Origin of the sequence: Streptomyces sp. NPDC001852, assembly GCF_042891825.1 — a bacterium.
Lineage (GTDB): Bacteria > Actinomycetota > Actinomycetes > Streptomycetales > Streptomycetaceae > Streptomyces.
The window spans coordinates 1-15,992 of record NZ_JBIATN010000069.1 but is presented as its reverse complement, the minus strand read 5'-3'; the positions used below and the strand labels follow the sequence as shown (position 1 = coordinate 15,992).

13 protein-coding genes and 1 pseudogene are annotated in these 15,992 nt (G+C 69.1%); 7 read left to right on the top strand and 7 right to left on the bottom strand.

Annotation, left to right across the window (positions count from 1 at the left end):
- Positions 1-1,128: 1,128 nt before the first annotated feature.
- Positions 1,129-1,350: a hypothetical protein gene (locus tag ACFYZB_RS46070; RefSeq protein WP_388768029.1), complete on the bottom strand. Its 222-nt coding sequence runs from the start codon at positions 1,348-1,350 to the stop codon at positions 1,129-1,131.
- 95 nt (positions 1,351-1,445) lie between these two features.
- Between ACFYZB_RS46070 and ACFYZB_RS46065 the strand changes: the two genes are divergently transcribed.
- Both ACFYZB_RS46065 and ACFYZB_RS46060 read left to right on the top strand, forming a co-directional pair.
- A complete protein-coding gene (locus ACFYZB_RS46065) occupies positions 1,446-2,315 on the top strand; it encodes a Ku protein (RefSeq protein WP_388768027.1) in 870 nt (289 codons plus the stop codon).
- Between the two features lie 11 nt (positions 2,316-2,326).
- The gene (locus tag ACFYZB_RS46060) at positions 2,327-2,683 is read left to right on the top strand and encodes a low affinity iron permease family protein (RefSeq protein WP_388768025.1); all 357 of its coding nucleotides are present in this window, start codon (positions 2,327-2,329) and stop codon (positions 2,681-2,683) included.
- Between the two features lie 435 nt (positions 2,684-3,118).
- Here ACFYZB_RS46060 and ACFYZB_RS46055 read toward each other — a convergent pair whose 3' ends face one another.
- On the bottom strand, positions 3,119-4,288 hold the full coding sequence (locus ACFYZB_RS46055; protein WP_388768022.1) for an MFS transporter: 1,170 nt from the start codon (positions 4,286-4,288) through the stop codon (positions 3,119-3,121).
- A gap of 231 nt (positions 4,289-4,519) precedes the next feature.
- Between ACFYZB_RS46055 and ACFYZB_RS46050 the strand changes: the two genes are divergently transcribed.
- The gene (locus ACFYZB_RS46050) at positions 4,520-5,356 is read left to right on the top strand and encodes a helix-turn-helix domain-containing protein (RefSeq protein WP_388768020.1); all 837 of its coding nucleotides are present in this window, start codon (positions 4,520-4,522) and stop codon (positions 5,354-5,356) included.
- Between the two features lie 256 nt (positions 5,357-5,612).
- Here ACFYZB_RS46050 and ACFYZB_RS46045 read toward each other — a convergent pair whose 3' ends face one another.
- Positions 5,613-6,497, bottom strand: coding sequence for a LysR family transcriptional regulator (locus tag ACFYZB_RS46045; RefSeq protein WP_388768018.1), 885 nt, complete (start codon positions 6,495-6,497; stop codon positions 5,613-5,615).
- Positions 6,498-6,568: 71 nt separating this feature from the next.
- Here ACFYZB_RS46045 and ACFYZB_RS46040 point away from each other — a divergent pair, with 71 nt between their 5' ends.
- Both ACFYZB_RS46040 and ACFYZB_RS46035 read left to right on the top strand, forming a co-directional pair.
- The gene (locus ACFYZB_RS46040; RefSeq protein WP_388768015.1) at positions 6,569-6,985 is read left to right on the top strand and encodes an ester cyclase; all 417 of its coding nucleotides are present in this window, start codon (positions 6,569-6,571) and stop codon (positions 6,983-6,985) included.
- Positions 6,975-7,733, top strand: a complete 759-nt coding sequence (locus ACFYZB_RS46035) for an SDR family NAD(P)-dependent oxidoreductase (RefSeq protein WP_388768013.1) — start codon at positions 6,975-6,977, stop codon at positions 7,731-7,733. The genes ACFYZB_RS46040 and ACFYZB_RS46035 overlap by 11 nt, the downstream gene beginning before the upstream one ends.
- 654 nt (positions 7,734-8,387) lie before the next feature.
- Here the strand turns inward: ACFYZB_RS46035 and ACFYZB_RS46030 are convergent.
- The 3 genes from ACFYZB_RS46030 to ACFYZB_RS46020 form a co-directional block, all read right to left on the bottom strand.
- A complete protein-coding gene (locus ACFYZB_RS46030; RefSeq protein ID WP_388768011.1) occupies positions 8,388-9,509 on the bottom strand; it encodes a hypothetical protein in 1,122 nt (373 codons plus the stop codon).
- Between the two features lie 32 nt (positions 9,510-9,541).
- The gene (locus tag ACFYZB_RS46025) at positions 9,542-11,002 is read right to left on the bottom strand and encodes a Wzz/FepE/Etk N-terminal domain-containing protein (protein ID WP_388768009.1); all 1,461 of its coding nucleotides are present in this window, start codon (positions 11,000-11,002) and stop codon (positions 9,542-9,544) included.
- Positions 11,003-11,077: 75 nt separating this feature from the next.
- Positions 11,078-12,289, bottom strand: a complete 1,212-nt coding sequence (locus ACFYZB_RS46020) for a hypothetical protein (RefSeq protein WP_388768006.1) — start codon at positions 12,287-12,289, stop codon at positions 11,078-11,080.
- Between the two features lie 346 nt (positions 12,290-12,635).
- Between ACFYZB_RS46020 and ACFYZB_RS46015 the strand changes: the two are divergent.
- Positions 12,636-12,812, top strand: a pseudogene (locus ACFYZB_RS46015) (TetR-like C-terminal domain-containing protein); the annotation flags it as partial.
- A 433-nt stretch (positions 12,813-13,245) separates the two neighbouring features.
- Here the strand turns inward: ACFYZB_RS46015 and ACFYZB_RS46010 are convergent.
- The gene (locus ACFYZB_RS46010) at positions 13,246-13,905 is read right to left on the bottom strand and encodes a hypothetical protein (protein ID WP_388768004.1); all 660 of its coding nucleotides are present in this window, start codon (positions 13,903-13,905) and stop codon (positions 13,246-13,248) included.
- An 815-nt stretch (positions 13,906-14,720) separates the two neighbouring features.
- Between ACFYZB_RS46010 and ACFYZB_RS46005 the strand changes: the two genes are divergently transcribed.
- On the top strand, positions 14,721-15,575 hold the full coding sequence (locus ACFYZB_RS46005) for a GNAT family N-acetyltransferase (RefSeq protein ID WP_388768002.1): 855 nt from the start codon (positions 14,721-14,723) through the stop codon (positions 15,573-15,575).
- Positions 15,576-15,992 lie beyond the last annotated feature (417 nt).

Below are 15,992 nucleotides of genomic sequence, written 5' to 3'. Positions count from 1 at the left end.
CCAGCCGGGCCAGCAGCAGGCGGCGAAGCTCAGTGTCGTCGGGGCGGTCGAGGACCAGGATGCCGCACTCACCCCGGCGCAGCGGGCCGCCGCCGTCCAGGCCCACCAGCAGGCCGCGATGCCGGAGTTGCTGGAGGGCCGCACTACGGATCCGGCGACGCTGGCTGCGCACGCCGGAGAACCTTGCTCCCTTCGCCGCCTTCACACGCGAGGCCGATTCCAGCCGCCGGGCCATCGGCGACCGCCAGCAGCCGGTGCAGCCCACCGACGCCGCCAGCCCCGCCGACCAGCGTCAGCACCAGACGCCCCAGCCAGGGCAGTAGGCCGCGACCGCTCAGGGATGCCCGACGCCGGGCGGAAGTGGAAGCCCCCGCCCGCGCGGAAGCGGAAGCGAACAGGCTCCGCGGCATCTTCCGCCGCCGCTGACCGCCCAACCTGCGGCACGCCAGAGACGGGCCTGTGGTCGCCCCCCGACCACAGGCCCTACCATGCTGCCGAGGTCCCCGACCACGCCAGGGCAGGGCGCTGCCTGGTGTCGGGCAAGACTGCCGCTATGACCCGACCACGGCAGGTCAGTGTGCTGGCATACCTCCCCGACTGTCGGGAGGCACGAGAAAGGCCGGCATCTGCCGCAGACCTACGCGTCGGCCTGCTGGCGCAGGTACAGGAAGAACCGCAGCCGCATGCTGGGCTCGTCGACCCAGTCACCGGGGCAGGTCAGCGCGGAACGGGTCGGGCTCCGTGATCGGCGGCGGGGAGTGGCCCGCAGAATATCGACTCGGATGGCAATGCTGTTCGATCCGCGCCCGCCTGGGCGGCAACATCTCTTGCGTCAACCCTTGCGTCTTCTCCTGCGGTATCTCTTGCGACTTCTGTTGCGTGAGCCCTGCCGACGCCGCCGGGTCTGTGCACGTCACTCCCACCGTATGGGCGTGGTCGGGGGTCTGACATCCCCGTTTGCGGCCGCTTTCGCCCATGTCCCTGGCAGTGAGTGAAGGAGAAGGGACGGGCGGGATGGGCGGCGCGGACGCGGCCGGGGATTGGGGCGCGCTTGCCTGTGTTGCGCGCCGGGCGGGGCCGCCGCGCCAGCCGCCGGACAAGCGGCGGCACGAGAGACATGGGGTTGCCTTAGCCGGGAGGCGCCCATGCGTCCGGTCCGGCTTCCCTCCATTCCACCCAGGCAGCGCTCGCCACGTCTTCAGGCTCGACGTCTTCGGATCCGGTCTGGCGTAGGAACTCGACGATGTCGAGCAGCGTGTATGCCATGCCCATGAAGTGGCTGCCGACGCGGACCCGCCTGCCGCCGTCCTCGGCCGGCGGGTAGACGACGACCTGTGGTGTCTCGGTCACCGTTTCAGGGTGCGGCGCGGGCTGGCAGCGCGCATGCGGGACGCCGGAGCCGTTCGTAGTCTGGTGGTGCTCGGGGCTCTCACGGAGGTCTACCGATGCCCCGAACCATATGGTCAGGCGCTATTTCTTTCGGATTGGTCACCGTTCCGGTCAACGTACAGAGCGCGACCGAAGATCACAGTATCCGTTTCCACCAGTACCACCTGGAGGACATGGGGCGTGTCCGCTACCGCAAGGTGTGCGAGCTGGAGGACCGCGAGGTCGACCAGTCCGAGATCGGCAAGGGCTACGAGATGACCCGGGACCGGGTCATCCCGATCACCGATGAGGACCTGAGCAACCTCCCCCTGCCGACGGCGAAGGCGATCGAGATCGACGCCTTCGTGCCGCTGGAGGACATCGACCCGATCCGCATGGGCGCCGGGTACTACCTCGCCGCCGGCGGACAGGTCGCCGCGAAGCCGTACAAGCTCCTCGTCGAAGCGCTGCGCCGCTCCAGCAGGGTGGCCATCGCAAAGTACGCGTGGAGCGGCCGCGAGAGACTGGGCATGCTCCGGGTACGCGGCAACGCCCTGGTCCTGCAGGAACTGCTGTGGCCCGACGAGATCCGCGACCCCACCGAGCTGCTCCCGTCGCCGGCCGAGGTGTCCGAGGAGGAGATCGAGGGCGCACTCGCCCTCATGGACACCATGACCATCGACGCGCTCGAGGGCGAGGAGTTCACCGACCGCTACACCGAGGCCATCGCCCAGATCATCGAAGCCAAGCGGGAGGAGAAGCCGCTGCCCGCGGTGCCCGAGCCCGAACAGCCAGTCCAGGTGCTCGACCTCATGGCGGCACTCAACGCGTCGGTGCAGCAGGCCAAGGCCTCGCGGAGCGAAGACACGGGGCTGGCCGATGTGCACGAGCTGCCGAAGAAGAGGGCCGCGAAGAAGACACCGGGCCGTAAGGCGCGGAGTGCCTGAGGTACGCAACCATGGTGCAGCATCCCGCAGAGGGGCGAAAAGGCAGGTTCGAGCGGTTCGCCGAGACCGCATCCAATGTCACCAGCACCCGGTTCTTCTATCTGGTCTGCGTGGCCCTCGTCGCCTTCTTCGTCGTCACACACGCCGCGGGGCTCCCGCTCACATGGCAGCTCCTGGCCGGCGACCTGATGACCTCCGTGAATCTGCTGTTGCTCGCCCTGCTGAAGAACACTGAGCGGCGGGCTGAGCATGCGATCCAGCGGAAGCTGGATGCGATAGCGGCGGCACTGCTGGAACAGGGAGAGGGCGAGACTCGCAAGGCGCAGGAAGATCTGCGGGCAGCGATCCGGATGGATGAGGACACCTAACTCGCTGTCTTCAATCCGATCTTGCGGGGTGTCGGCCGAACGTGAGTGTCCTTGGGTAGCTGCGGCGGCGGCCAGCGAGATACCGAGACTTGACGGGGAGAAGCAACGCCGTCGACTCGGGGTTCACCGGTGGCGGCTGTCCGCCTCCGCCTGGATCAGCATGCAGGCTGAGGGTGTCCGAGGTGGCCTGCAGGGTGAACTGGCCCTCAGGGAAGCGGATGGCGCCGCGCGTGGCGGAGTAGTCGACATCCTGCACCGTGGGCGGCATGCCACCATCGCGAGGGCGGGTTGGTGACGCATCCGGCTCATCTGGCTTCCGGATTGCTGCGAGGATGGCGCGCCCGCCGGAGCAGAAGAATGAAGAGGGGCTGCGTCCGACCCAGCTTCGGGAGGCTGCGGGGGCCGCCGCGAGGCGGCCTGTGAGGCGGCGTCGGCTCACCGGTAGCGTGCCCGGCCCGCGGCCGCGGTCGCGGTCAGGGGCACGGTCAGGAGTGCCGCCAGCCAGAACAGGGGCCGGTAGGCGTGTGCCTGAGCGGTGGGGGCGGCCAGCCAGCTGGCCAGGGCGCTGCCCACGTAGAGTGCCACGCCGAACATGGCCACGCCCGTCGCGCGGGCCGTGGGGGACAGGGCTGTTGCCCACGACTGGATTGTGGAGTGCATGAAGGACCAGCCACCGCCGAGGAGCAGTGCGACCGCGACGAGCGCCCCGGTGGACTGGCTGTACCCGGCGAGCAGGTAGGCCACGGTGATCTGGACACCGCCGGTCACGATGAGGCGTACCGCGGACCACTGTCCGACAAGCCGCTTGACCACCTGGGCCGCGGTCATGGAGCCGACCCCGTACAGGGCGGCGACCGCGCCGGCCAGGGTGGTGGGAACTCCGCGTGCTTCCAGGGCCGGGGCCAGGTAGGTCAGGAAGCCGAGCAGCACCGCTCCTTCCAGCAGCGCCACCGCCATGACGTACCACTGCCACGGCGAGGACAGGACCACACGGAAGGGGGCCAGCAGTGACCCGGAGGGTGGCCGCTCGGGCTCGGGCAGGCGGCGCAGTGCCACTGCCAGGTAGCAGGCGAAGACGCCGGGCAGGGCGAACACCAGTCGCCAGCTGAGGTAGTGCGCCAGGGCCCCGGCGACGACCGTGGCCACGGCGGTGCCCAGCGCGAATGCGGTCATCAGCTCGCTGAGGGGGCGCTGCCGTATCGCGACGGGCACCGTGTCGCCCACGTACGTCAGGGAGGCCGCGATGGAGGCGGCGAAGAACGCGCCGGCCAGGGCGCGGGCCCCGATCAGTACGGGGGCGTTGGGAGCGAGGGCCGAGGCCAGGGCGGCCAGCGCCGCGCCGGTCAGCGACACTCGCATCACCCACACTCGGCCCCACCGGTCGCTGGCCACACCCCACACCGGCTGCATCAGCCCGTACGTGAGGTAGTAGCCGCTCGCGGCCAGGACCACGGTGGGGAGCGGGGCCCCGAGCCGCGGTCCGATGAGAACCAGCATGGGCGCGATGCAGAAGCGGTCGAAGTTGCTGACGAAGCCGGCGGTGCGCAGCAGCCGCAAAGAGGACGTGGGCAAAGTCGCCACCGGAGCCGACGCCGTGGTGGTCACGAGGGGAAGCTCCCTTCCGAGGGGTTCCACGAGAACGGGTGACATAGGGGACCGACCTGGACGGATGCGGTCCAGCACCAGTTCAGCACCGGGCCCCTCGGGGAGGAGGTCGCTGGCTATTACCATCACTCACACCCTGCCGGTCCGGCCCCGCACCTGGTGACGGCAGCATCAGAAGAGGGCGCCCGCGTTCGAGCAGACGCCGGCCGTCCGCAGGAGAGGCACGATGCAGTGAGCGCCGCACGTACACCCCCCGGCGCGTTCCCCCACCGCGAACTGGGGGCCTTCCTGCGCTCCCGCCGCGAACGGCTGGCGCCGGGAGAAGCGGGGTTGCCGGACGGCCCGGGCCGCCGGACGCCGGGGCTGCGCCGGACCGAAGTGGCCGAACTCGCCGGCATCAGCGTGTCCTGGTACACGTGGCTGGAGCAGGGACGGGTGCGTGCCTCGGAGCAGGTGCTGCGCGCGGTGGCGCGGGTGCTGCGCCTGGATGCCGCGGAGACCGCGCACGTACTGTCGTTCGTGGAGGAGAACAGACAGCCCACCGACGCTCCCACCTGGGTGTCGCGGAACCTGCTCAGCCTGGTGCAGGCCATGACACCGCACCCCGCCGTGGTGCTCGATCCGCACTGGGACCTGCTGGCCTGGAACCCCGGGTACGCCGCGCTGCTGACCGATCCGGCGCGGCTGCACTCCAAGCAGCGCAATCTTCTCTGGCTGGTGTTCCGCTGGCCGCCGGCCCGGACCCTGCTCGCCGACTGGGAGGACGAGGCCCGCGCGCTGCTGGGCCAGTTCCGGTCGCGGGCCGCTCGCCGTCCGCACGATCCGCGGTTCGCCGAACTTGTCGAGGAGTTGCTGGCCGACTCCGACGCGGCCCGCTGGTACGAGCGCCGGGAGACAGCCGGGTTCCAGCCCTCGGTACGTCGCTTTCGGCATCCGGCCGTGGGCGAACTGCGCCTGCGGTACGTGAAGCTGGCCGCAGTGGACGAGCCCGGTCATCACTTCCTGGCCTACCTGCCCGATGACCGGGTCTCCGAAGACGCCCTGCAACGACTGCTGGGAAGCGAATGAGCCCGGCGGTCCCGGTCGTTGCGGGACACGGGACCGCGGGGACTCACATCGGCGACCCACGCCGCGCGGCCGGATCAGCCGGACAGCACGGCCTTCATCGCCGCCCTGCGGATCGTGTACGACACCGCAGCGCACGGTGTCGCCTCCGGCACACCGGCACGCGCCCCTGCCGGCGGAGCCGACGTCCTCCAGCCCGCAGCTCGTTCCCCACCCGAAGCCCAGCGTCTGGGGCAGGTGAGCGCCAACAGACCTGGGATCAACAGCGTTCGACAGAACCGGTGAGGCAGTCACGGGCCGCCGTGCGGAACGCGGCCACCAGTCGGCTGCGGTCCACGGCCCGGGTCGCCACGACGACCTGGCCCGGTTCCACACCGTGCAGCGGGATGGCGGTGAGGTCGGGCCGGAGACCGCCTGTGTGCAGGGCGGCAGGGACGATGGCCACGGCCTGCCCCGCGGCGATGCATTCGAGCTTGTCCTCGATGGTCTCGACCGGGGGTCCGTCGGGGGCGGGGCGGCCTCCCGGCCGCGGGTCGATGCGCCAGTACGCGTCCCACTCCCGGTCCGGGAAGCGAGGGATCGGCTCCGCCTCGATGTCGGCGAGCGTCACCGACTTCCGCCCCGCCAGCCGGTGTCCGACCGGTATGAGCAGCATCTTCGGCTCGTCGTGGAGGATCGTCACGCGCAGGCCGTCGGTTCGCAGCGGCAGGCGGGTGATCACCGCGTCGACCCGCCGGTCGAGTAGTGCCTCGCGCGGCTCGTGCCACTCCAGGTGCAGCGTGCGTACGTCGGCGTCGGGGTGTCGGTGCCGCACGTTGCGCACCGCCGGGGTGACGATCAGGCCCGCGGTGTAGCCGACGGTGATCCGGGTGGGCTGCGCGGCGGCCCGGGCGGCGACCGTGGCCTGCCCGGAGATGCGCAACAAGGCGCGTGCGTGGGGGAGAAAGGCCTCCCCGGCTTCCGTGAGCCGCGTGCCCTGTCGCGTACGGTCGAACAGCCGCGCCCCCACCTGAGCCTCGAGCTGGCTGATCTGCCGGCTCAGCGACGGCTGAGCGATGTGCAACTCGGCCGCGGCCCGGCCGTAATGCAGGTGGGACGCGACGGCGGCGAAGTAGCGCACCAGCCGCAGGTCGAGATCCGTCATGCCTGGATCGTATGACGTGGTGCGGAACAGGTCTTTGATCACCGGGAGTGCGCGTCCCTAGCGTGAGATCCATGCCAACCGACAATGAGATCGCTGTCCGGCTCTTCTACGAGGCCCTCTCCACCGGTGACACCGCGCTGGTCGACGAGGCACTCGCTGCCGATTGGGACGCCGTCCCGCCGTTGCGCGCCGGGAGCGGACCGGAAGGATGGAAAGCGAGCATCGCTCACCTGCGCGGTGTCTTCAGCGACCTGACCGTCGAGATCGAGGATGTCGTCGCCGACGGGGACAAGGTCGCGGTGCGGGCGGTCAGCCGTGCGAGGCAGACCGGGGAACTCCTCGGCGTCGAGGGCACCGGCCGGGAGGTCGAGTTCCGGGCGGCCGACTTCCACCGGGTGATCGACGGCCGCATCGTACGGACGTGGCACCTGGAGGACTACTTCGCGATCGCCACCCAGATCGGTCTGGAGTTCACCCGTGGGGCTTGACGGAAAGACGGCGGTGGTGACCGGGGCGGCCCGGGGCATCGGGTACGCGTACTGCCGGCGGCTCGCCGCAGACGGCGCCCATGTCGTCGCTGTCGACATCGACGATCCGGCGGACGCCGTGGCGGAGCTGACGGGTGGGGGCGACAAGCTGGGGCTGGTGTGCGACATCAGCAAGCCCTCGCAGGTCGACGCCGTGGCCGAGACGGTCCTCGACCGGTACGGGCGCTGCGACATCCTCGTCAACAACGCCGGCATCTTCCCTTTCACCGACCTCGACCACGTGACGATGGAGCTGTGGCGCAAGGTGCAGGCGGTCAACGTCGAGGCGACCCTGCTCTTCGCCAAGGCGTTCGCGCCGGGGATGCGGGCCGCCGGGTGGGGGCGCATTGTCAACACCGGCTCGGGCATCACCGTGACGCAGAACCGCGACCTGGCATACCTGACCAGCAAGGGCACCGTACACGCGCTGACCCGGGCGCTCGCCAACGAACTCGGTGGCAGCGGCATCACCGTGAACGCGATCGCGCCCGGCCTGGTGGCGACGGAGGGTTTCCTGGGCCGCGTCAGGACGAGCGGCCCGTCCGCCGACGAGGTCTTCGCCCGCGTGACGGCCATGCAGACCATCAAGCGCCGGTCCGTGCCGGCGGATCTCGGCAACGCGCTCGGCTTCCTGGTCTCGGACGACGCCGACTTCATCACCGGCCAGATCCTGCACGTCGACGGCGGCATGACACGCACGGGAGCCTGACCGTGCTGGGCGCGATCACCGACCCTTTGGATGGAGAGTGCGACGTTCCGGAGGTCACTCTGGGTGGAGTCCGTACTCGGTCAGCCACCCGAGCATGTCCCTGCGGGAGGCTTCGACGAGGCGCCCTCCAGTGAAGCGGATGTCGTTGGTCACCTCTGCCACGCACTCTGGCGGGGGAATGAATGACTGTGCCTCCTGGGCCGTCGGGTACGGCGGCGGCCGCGGGGTCGGTGGGGGAGATCCCTGTAGGTGCGGGGCCGCAGACGACGTACACGGTTCAGCAGCCGCCTGCCAGCAGCTGCCATTTCCGGTACGAGAAGGGTGAGCCGCTGCCGGACGCCAAGTGCACGCCGGGTGCCACGTCGCCGGCGGTGACGCAGGCGGATCTGGCCACGACGATCTGCCGCAAGGGCGGCTACACCAAGGGGATCCGGCCGCCGGAGTCGGTCACCGGCAAGGAGAAGCGGCCGCATGACAACCGGTGTCCACGATCAAGGTGGAAGCCCCCCTCACCGAACACGGTCTGGACCAGCTCACCGCGTGGGTGAAGACGCGGCTGAAAGGCATGCGGTACCGGCCCCGCCGTCATCGACGGTCTCATCGCAAGGACCGGACTCGACCGCCAACCGCCGTGACCTCGGCCATTGAAGATCTCTAGCGCATCGCCTTCATGATGGCGTCATAGGCAGGCTTGTGGGTTCCGTCGTCGGAGATGATCCCGAAGGAGCCGCCCTCCTGGCCTACGTCGTCGGCAGTGTCCTGCAGCAGGTAGTACAAGATCACCGCCGGTGCCCCCTTCTTGAGCGAGGCGATGACCCGTGGCATGTAGATGCGCTGGTCCGTCTCGGAGCTGCAGCCCCGGCAGGTCGGAATACCGATTTCCCCGATGCTGACCGGCTTGTTGTAGCGCGCCTGCAAAAGGGCGATGCGGGCACCGAGCTTGTCGATCTCACCGCTGTCCGTGCCCGGGTAGACATCGACCGTCACCATGTCGAGCACCGGTGCCAGCACGTCGAAGTAGCGGAACCAGCTGGCTTGTTCCGCGTCGTTCATGGGATAGCCGCTGGCGTTGGTGGTGACCTTGACACGCGGGTTGGCCCGGTGGATCACGGCGCCCGCGGTCTCGATCAGCACCTTCAGCTGCTGCAGGTAGGAGGAGGACAGCCCATTCACACCCAACGGCTTGAACTGGCGGAAGTCGCTGCCGTCGGCCTCGTTGAACACCTGCCAGACATCTACGTCGTCCCGGTAGCGCTGAGCCAGGAGGGTCCAGTAGTCCCTCGACACCTTCACGTAGTCCGCGAAAGCGAAGTTCTGCGCCCAGTCAGGGGCGCCGCTGGTCACCAGAAAAACGTGCAGGCCCTTACGACGCGCGTATGACAGGGCCTGGTCGTAGGCGGCCAGCCCCTGATCGGACCACGTGATGGCGTCGACGCTCCCACCGGTGGAGACTACCCAGCTGGCGATCCCGATGCGGACCCACATCTGGCCGTTCGCGACCAGGTCGTCCACATTGGCCTTGAACCGTTCGACATCACTGCTCGAGTGGCTGTCCCGAAGGCCGGCGTTGAAGCCGAATTCCGTCGCCCCGCCCGGCGAGGAAGGTGAAGGGCCCGGCGAGGAAGGTGAAGGGCCCGGCGAGGAAGCTGGATGCCTCACCTCGGCGCCGCGGACGACGAGGAACGCGACCACGGCGGTGAGGACCACCAGGACGAGCCCGCTCCCCCGGAGGGCACCTGTGCGGGTCAACGCGGCCTCGGGCCGCCCCTTTTTCATTGCAGTCGCTTTCCTGGACTCCCAAGGTGCCCTCACGTCCCTGGACGACTCTGTCCGACAAGGGGGCGGCCTCGCTGCGCCTGCCCGCCCTCCCCGCGGTCGCCGAAACCGGCTTCCTGGTGCGCGGCGGGCAGGGCGAGGGCCGGCTCGGCGGCGGCGCTCTCGTCGGCCCCCGCGCCGTATGGGCCTCGGCCCGGGGGAGTGAAGGTCGTGACGACGCCGAGGATCGAAGCGCGGGCACGGTCCAGCAGCTCCCGGCTGCGGGTGATCTGCGGCGAGGTAGTCGCCCCCCAGCGCGTGCACAGCAGTACTCCGCCGGCGAGCCCCGCCAGATGGGCGGTGTCGGCGACCCGCAGCAGTGCCGGGGAGTCGAGGACGACGACCTCGTACTGGTTCACCAGCTCGGCGAGCAACTCGCCCATGACCGGCCCGGACAGCAGCTGGGTGGGGTTGGGCGGCGGGGTACCCGCGCCCAGGACGGCAAAGTGGCCATCAGCGCTCTGCAGCGCCTGCTCGACCGGCATCTGGCCGGCGAGGACCTGGGCCAGTCCACGGTCCTCGGCCAGCCGGAGGAGGGGGGCCACACCGGGTGAGCGCAGGTTGGCGTCCACGACGAGCACCCGGCGTCCGGACTCGGCGAGGGCGCGGGCCACGTTGAGCGCGGTGGTCGTCGTCCCCTCCCCCGGGTTGGGGCTGGTGACCAGCAGCGCGCCGGGCTCGGCCTCGACCATCACGAAGCGCAGGTTGCCGGCCACCACCTGCACCGCCTCGGCGAACCGGGAATGCGCCACCGGACCGAGTGGACGGCGCGCCGCTTCTGCGTCCTTCGGGATCAGGCCCAGCACGGGGGCCCCCGCAGCCGTGGCCGCGGCCACATCATTGTGCACTCGCTTGTCGAGGCGGTCCCGCATCACCGCGACGATCATGGCCACCACCAGGCCGAGCAGTGCACCAACCTCCAAGTAGAGTGGCAGATCGGGCGAGGACGGGCCGGTAGGGAGCGTAGGAGTCTCGGTGACCGTGATCCTGACCGGGGCACGGCTCTTGGAAGTGACCCCCTCCACCTGCCGCAGCAGTGAGTTGAACTGCTGGTCGATACCCTGGGCAATGCGCAGCGCCCGATGGGGCGACGCGTCCGTGACAGTGACGTTGATGATCGGGGTGCTCGCCACCACCAAGGGGGCGATCTCCTTCGAAACCTGATGCGGGGTCAGGTCCAGCCCCAGCACGCGGGTCAGCCGCGCGGCGAACTCCTGCGAGGTCAGCAGTTCCACGTAAGCCGTGGTCCGGGCCAGCGACAACGTGTTGCCGGCCGCGGCTGCGGTGACGTCGTCGGCCGCTCCGCTGCTGCTGATGAACAGCTGGGTGGTGGCCGTGTACTGCGGAGGGCTTGCCTTGGCCACCCCTGCCCCGACCCCGACGCCGAGCAGCAGCCCCACGAGCAGGACGGTCCAGCCCCGGACGAAGCTGCGCATGTAGTCGATCAAAGTCACGGTTACCCTCTCACATCCCACAACGACACTCTCGGTCGCCACCGGCACGAATCAATCAACCCCACGCCAGGGCCTTCAATCGGCGCTCGCCGCTCGCTCGCTGCGACGGGTGAGTCCTTGCTGCAGGCCGGCGGCTTCGGGGCGGGCAGCGGACGGTGTCCGCCCGCCGCAGAGCCGCCCCGGCCGCGATGGTCGCAGTAAGGGCGACCCCGGCCATCCCAACGCCGCTGCGATCACCAGCGGCAGAACCGGCGACAGGTGCTTGAGATAGGAGCCGTAATCAGGCTCGAAGTAGCTTTGCGTGGTCAGGAACGCGATCGCCAGCATCGCGCAACGGATCGCCCGGTCGTCAGGGGGCGCGTCTGCACGGCGGCAGAGCAGGCGCTCCCGCGGGCCGAGGACGGCGATGCCAAAGCACAGCCAAATGCACGCGATGAGCACCAGGCAGACCAGGTAGACCGGGGAGGCTTGGGCAGCCAGGGGCGTCGGCACCACGAGCTGTGCGAGCGTGACAAGGTTCTCTGCGCTGTCCGCCACGGGCCCGGAGCCGACAGACACCGGGACGATCGCGGTGACCGCGTCCGCCGAGCCGAATCTGCCCACGTTGACCGTGGTCCGCACGGACTGCAGGGGCGCACCAAGCACCAGCGGGGCCACGGTCGTGGCCGCCACCGTAAAGACCACCACCGTGAGCAGCACCAAGCGCCGGTCGGTGCGCCATCTCATCAGCAGCCGAAGTACCAGCCAAAGCCCGAGAACGAGGAACCAGTACGGCCGCAGGAACACGGCGTAGAGCAAGCCGGCGCCGACGACCAGCAGGTCGCCGCGCCAGCCGGCCGGAGCGAGCAGGACGACGAGCGTGACCGGCAGCACCCATACGTCCTTGGAGAACTGGCTGAGGTAGACGCTGGCCAATCCGACGTAGACCACCACGAGGAAGACAGCGCCGAGGGTGAGCCGTCCGCGGGCACGCCGCAGTGACGCCCACAGTCCCAGCATCGCCAGGACCACGCCGAACGCGCCGGCAGCGAACACGGAGCGGCCCATTCCCAGTGCCTTGTAGAGTCGGCCCACGTACAGGAAGCTGGTGTCGTTCAACGGCGCGTACTGCCCTGTCGCGATGCTCTGCAGGGTGATGCTGTCGTAGAAGTACTTGGGCAGGAGCAGCTGGTGCGCGAGAAGCGCGAGCGGCACCATCGCCAGGCAGCCCAACGCGCAGAGGTCCGTCAGGCGCCCGTCCGAGTGCGTGGGAACGGAGTCGCGCAGGTCACGCAGCTTCAGCAGCACGGAATTCCTCATCCGTGCTCACCACGCTCCCCGAGTACCCGGGGCGCGCCTCCACGCCGCTTCTGCGCCGGCGCGCAGCCACCATCCACTCCTGCGCGGAGGAGGGCGCGAGGCTGCCGGCTCGGACATGGGCACAATAACCATCACCACCTCGTTGTAACAGGCGGAGTGCCCGACCAGGTCAGTAGTCACGAGTGGCTTGCGGACAAATCACCCGCAGGGGTGGATTCGGAACCCGGCAACCCGCACTGGAGATTCCGGGACCGACTACTGTCAGGCACCGCGATCCGGCCTGCGAGCGGCCTGCGGTGGCTTGGGAAATCACCGCCTCATGCCCGGCGTTCAAATGCGAAGGCCACCTGAAGGTACCGCGCAAACACATCGAACGGATCCTCACCAGGGCCTGGGACCGGCCGAACCCGATCCGACCGACGCGGTCCGGCTGCTGCGCAGCACGTTCCACGGGCTCGTCGCCCCGGAGGCCGCGGGCGGCACTGCGCACGAGCGGTCGCCGGCAGCCAGGTTCCACCCGGTGGGCACACCGGCTGGCATCTACGATCCACGGCTTGCTGCTCACGTACCACGAAGGCGGAATCGTCGCACCGGACACGCTCACCAGAGACGATTCGCATGATCGTGTTACGAGCTCTAAAGAACAAGCTAAGACTGTGGCTGATTTGGCGCATAGGTCTTGCAGGTGCGTGAGGAATTACTGGAGTGCGACGCGTGACGGGCGAAGCAGTGCAACTCTTTTCTGTTCCGGGAAGGAATAGGCTGAAAAGACCTGGATGACGGTCCGCGGACATCCCGGACAACGGCCCGTCAGGCATTGCAACGCAGTATTTCGGCCCGATTACTGCGGGCCGGGATCCTGTATTGTGCGCCTAGCCGGAGGACGCCGGCCCGATTCCGGTGGGCCGGCGTCCTCCAGCGTGCGCATCAGGCGGCCGCTAGCTTTAGTCGTTGCCGAATCCGCCGCCTTCGCCGAATCCGCCGCCCTCGCCGAATCCGTGGCGGCAGATGACGCGGAAGCTGGCGACGACTCCGTTCTTGACCTTCACGCCGTCCTCCATCTCCTCGTGGTGCTCGCCGTTCTCGTGGTGCTCGCCCTTCTCGTGGTGCTCGCCGTTCTCGTGGTGCTCTCGCTCCTCGCAGTTCCCGTTCTCGTGCTCGTGCTCGTCATCGTCCTTGAACCTCGGGCAGACGCCGTTGGCGGAGCTGAAGGGGCCGACGGTGGCGATGGGGGCGCCGTTGTCGCAGACGGCCCCGCGGAAGACCTCGACCACGTTGCGGGTGTCGTTGCGGATGTTGAGGGTCTTGGCACCCAGGCCGCTGACGACGGTGATGCAGCCGTCGGGGCGGCCGGAGAATTCGCGCTCGTTGAAGAAGACCCTGCCCTCGAAGTGGCGGCGGCCTTCTCTTCCTTCTCTTCCTTCGTTGCCCTTGCCCTCGTTGTTGTTGGGGGTGCTGGGACCGCCGGACGGTGCCGCCGTGACAGTCGGGGCGGCCTGGGGAACCGGCGCCGAGGCGGCCGAGGCGTAGGTGATACCAGTCGCGGTCATTGCCGCTGCGGCCGCGACGGCCGTGGCGATCTTGCGGGAACGGATCGTGAACATGTCGCTTGTTCTCCTCTGAGACTGAGGCAGGAGTGCCCGCTGTGGCAGCCGGTGCGTGATTGAACGTACTAACACCCCTTATTGCTGTCATATCGAGCAAATCGGGATCTCGGCTTTGTGGGGCTGATCGGGTATGCGGAGGCCCTCTACGCCACTCAGACCTAGAGCTGGTGGGTCATCAAAACCGTTGCGCCTAGGGGAAGTTGGATCGCAGTTAGCCCTTGCAGGTGATCTTTTGACGTGTCGTCACCCGCGGTGGTGGTGGGTCGCCGGGAAGTGTCGGCGAGTCGCTGCTTGACATGTGTCCTGTCGTAGGTTCCAAGGAGGTCGCGTGAACGGTGGCTGTCCGACGAACGTGGCCGCGCACAGCGGGGTTCGCCCAGGCCGGACGGTGACCAATGTCAGCGGGCACGGCCTACCCGCCGCGGCCTCGACGGCCCCAGCGGCGGAGACACCCCGACCCCGTCCTAGGCAACGGCCGAACCGCCGTCATCGAGGATGCGGCCTTCACCTGGCACCCGGTATCGAGGCCTTCACCCAGCTCGGCCAGGACCGACAGGCGGGCGCCCGCATCGCCCTGCGGCTCGTCCAGCTCGGACACGACGTCCTGGCCTACTGACGGCAGGCCAGGACCACCCGGCGGCGGGGGAGTGGCACCCTCGCCGCCGGAACGACCGAAGAGACACCGAAAGGCACGCCATGTCCGACGCCCTGATTCCCGGCGCATCCGACTACGACGGCATGAGCGAAGACGCCATGCGCTGGACCCCCCGAGGACCAGCACAGCCACGCCGACGCGTGTGATGGTCGTGTATGTGAGTCCTGTACTGGGTGTGAGTCTGCGTCCCTATGTCCCGGCTGATCAGGCGACGGTCCTGGATCTGGTCAACGCTGACCGGCTGACCGGCCAGCCGGTCACCACCTCGGCGATGTTGGCTGAGGCTCTGGCGGGCCGTTCGGGGGTGGATGCCGGCTGGTGGGCCGAACTGGATCGCCCGGCCGCGTCCGTGGCCACGGACGCGGCCGGGGCCGTCCTGGGTGTCATGTCGTACGCGCTGCGCCCGAGGGACGGCCACGGCGTGATCCTGTGGCTGCATTGCCGCGAGGACGAGATGGTGGCCCGTACCCTGCTCGACCATGCGGCTACCGAGCTGGGCCCGCGCCCGCTGGATGCGTTCCACTTCACCAGCGCCCTCACTCTGGGCCTGGAAGCTCTCCCGGTACGCCACCGCCCTGCCACTCGCGCTGCCCTGACCGCTGCCGGGTATGTGGGAACGGACCTGTGGCGGTACATGCACCGCGCTCTCCCCGCCCCCGAACTGCCCCGCCTGGACCGCTACGACACCGAGCCCGCCACCCCCGACACCCGCCGCTTCCTCGTCACCGAGGACGGCAAGACCCTCGCCGACGCCACCATCGGAACGCCCGCGCAGGGCACCGGCGTTCTCTGGTGGATCGGCGTCGAGCCCCCCGCGCGCGGCCGGGGACTCGGGCGTGCTCTGCTCGGTACCGCGCTGGATGCGCTCCACCGCATGGGCGCCACCGAGGTGATCCTGTTCGTGGACGATGACGCACCGCCGGGCGATGACCGGGACCGGACCGCCGCGAAAGCTCTCTACGAGGCGTCAGGATTCGAAGAGATCGACCGGCTGCACTCATTCACGAAATAGTGAAGACCGCTATTCTGGGGAGGCTCCGAAAAGGGGCCTCCCTGTTTTTGAATTGCAGGGGTGGCGGGTGATCATTCCAGTCTCTATCCAGTCCTCCAGTTTGAAGCACCCCACCAGGCCCGAGCGCTTACTGGACCACGCCGAAGCGTGGCGCGCTGCTTCGACCGCACCGCCCCACTAGGTCTCCTGCTGCTGCGTCAGGGCCGCGCTGAGCGTGGCCCGTTGCCTCGCACGCAGTGCGAGGCGTTGTGGCCGGAGCGCAGCGGAGGCCGCAATCGGCCTGGCTTTGCCGGGCTGAGCCGCGTAGCGGCCCGCTCCTGGAGCGCAGCGGAAGGAGCGTCAACCTGACCGCGCAGCGGTCAGGTTGGGCGGGGAGCGAAGCGAGCCGCTCGCGCTCACGCGGAGCGGGAGCGCAAC

Excerpts from the sequence above, each read along its gene's own strand:
- ACFYZB_RS46065 (WP_388768027.1), top strand. The coding sequence starts at position 1,446 with ATGCCCCGAACCATATGGTCAGGCGCTATTTCTTTCGGATTGGTCACC.
- ACFYZB_RS46060 (WP_388768025.1), top strand. The coding sequence starts at position 2,327 with ATGGTGCAGCATCCCGCAGAGGGGCGAAAAGGCAGGTTCGAGCGGTTC.
- ACFYZB_RS46045 (WP_388768018.1), bottom strand. The coding sequence starts at position 6,497 with ATGACGGATCTCGACCTGCGGCTGGTGCGCTACTTCGCCGCCGTCGCG.
- ACFYZB_RS46040 (WP_388768015.1), top strand. The coding sequence starts at position 6,569 with ATGCCAACCGACAATGAGATCGCTGTCCGGCTCTTCTACGAGGCCCTC.
- ACFYZB_RS46030 (WP_388768011.1), bottom strand. The coding sequence starts at position 9,509 with ATGAAAAAGGGGCGGCCCGAGGCCGCGTTGACCCGCACAGGTGCCCTC.
- ACFYZB_RS46010 (WP_388768004.1), bottom strand. The coding sequence starts at position 13,905 with ATGTTCACGATCCGTTCCCGCAAGATCGCCACGGCCGTCGCGGCCGCA.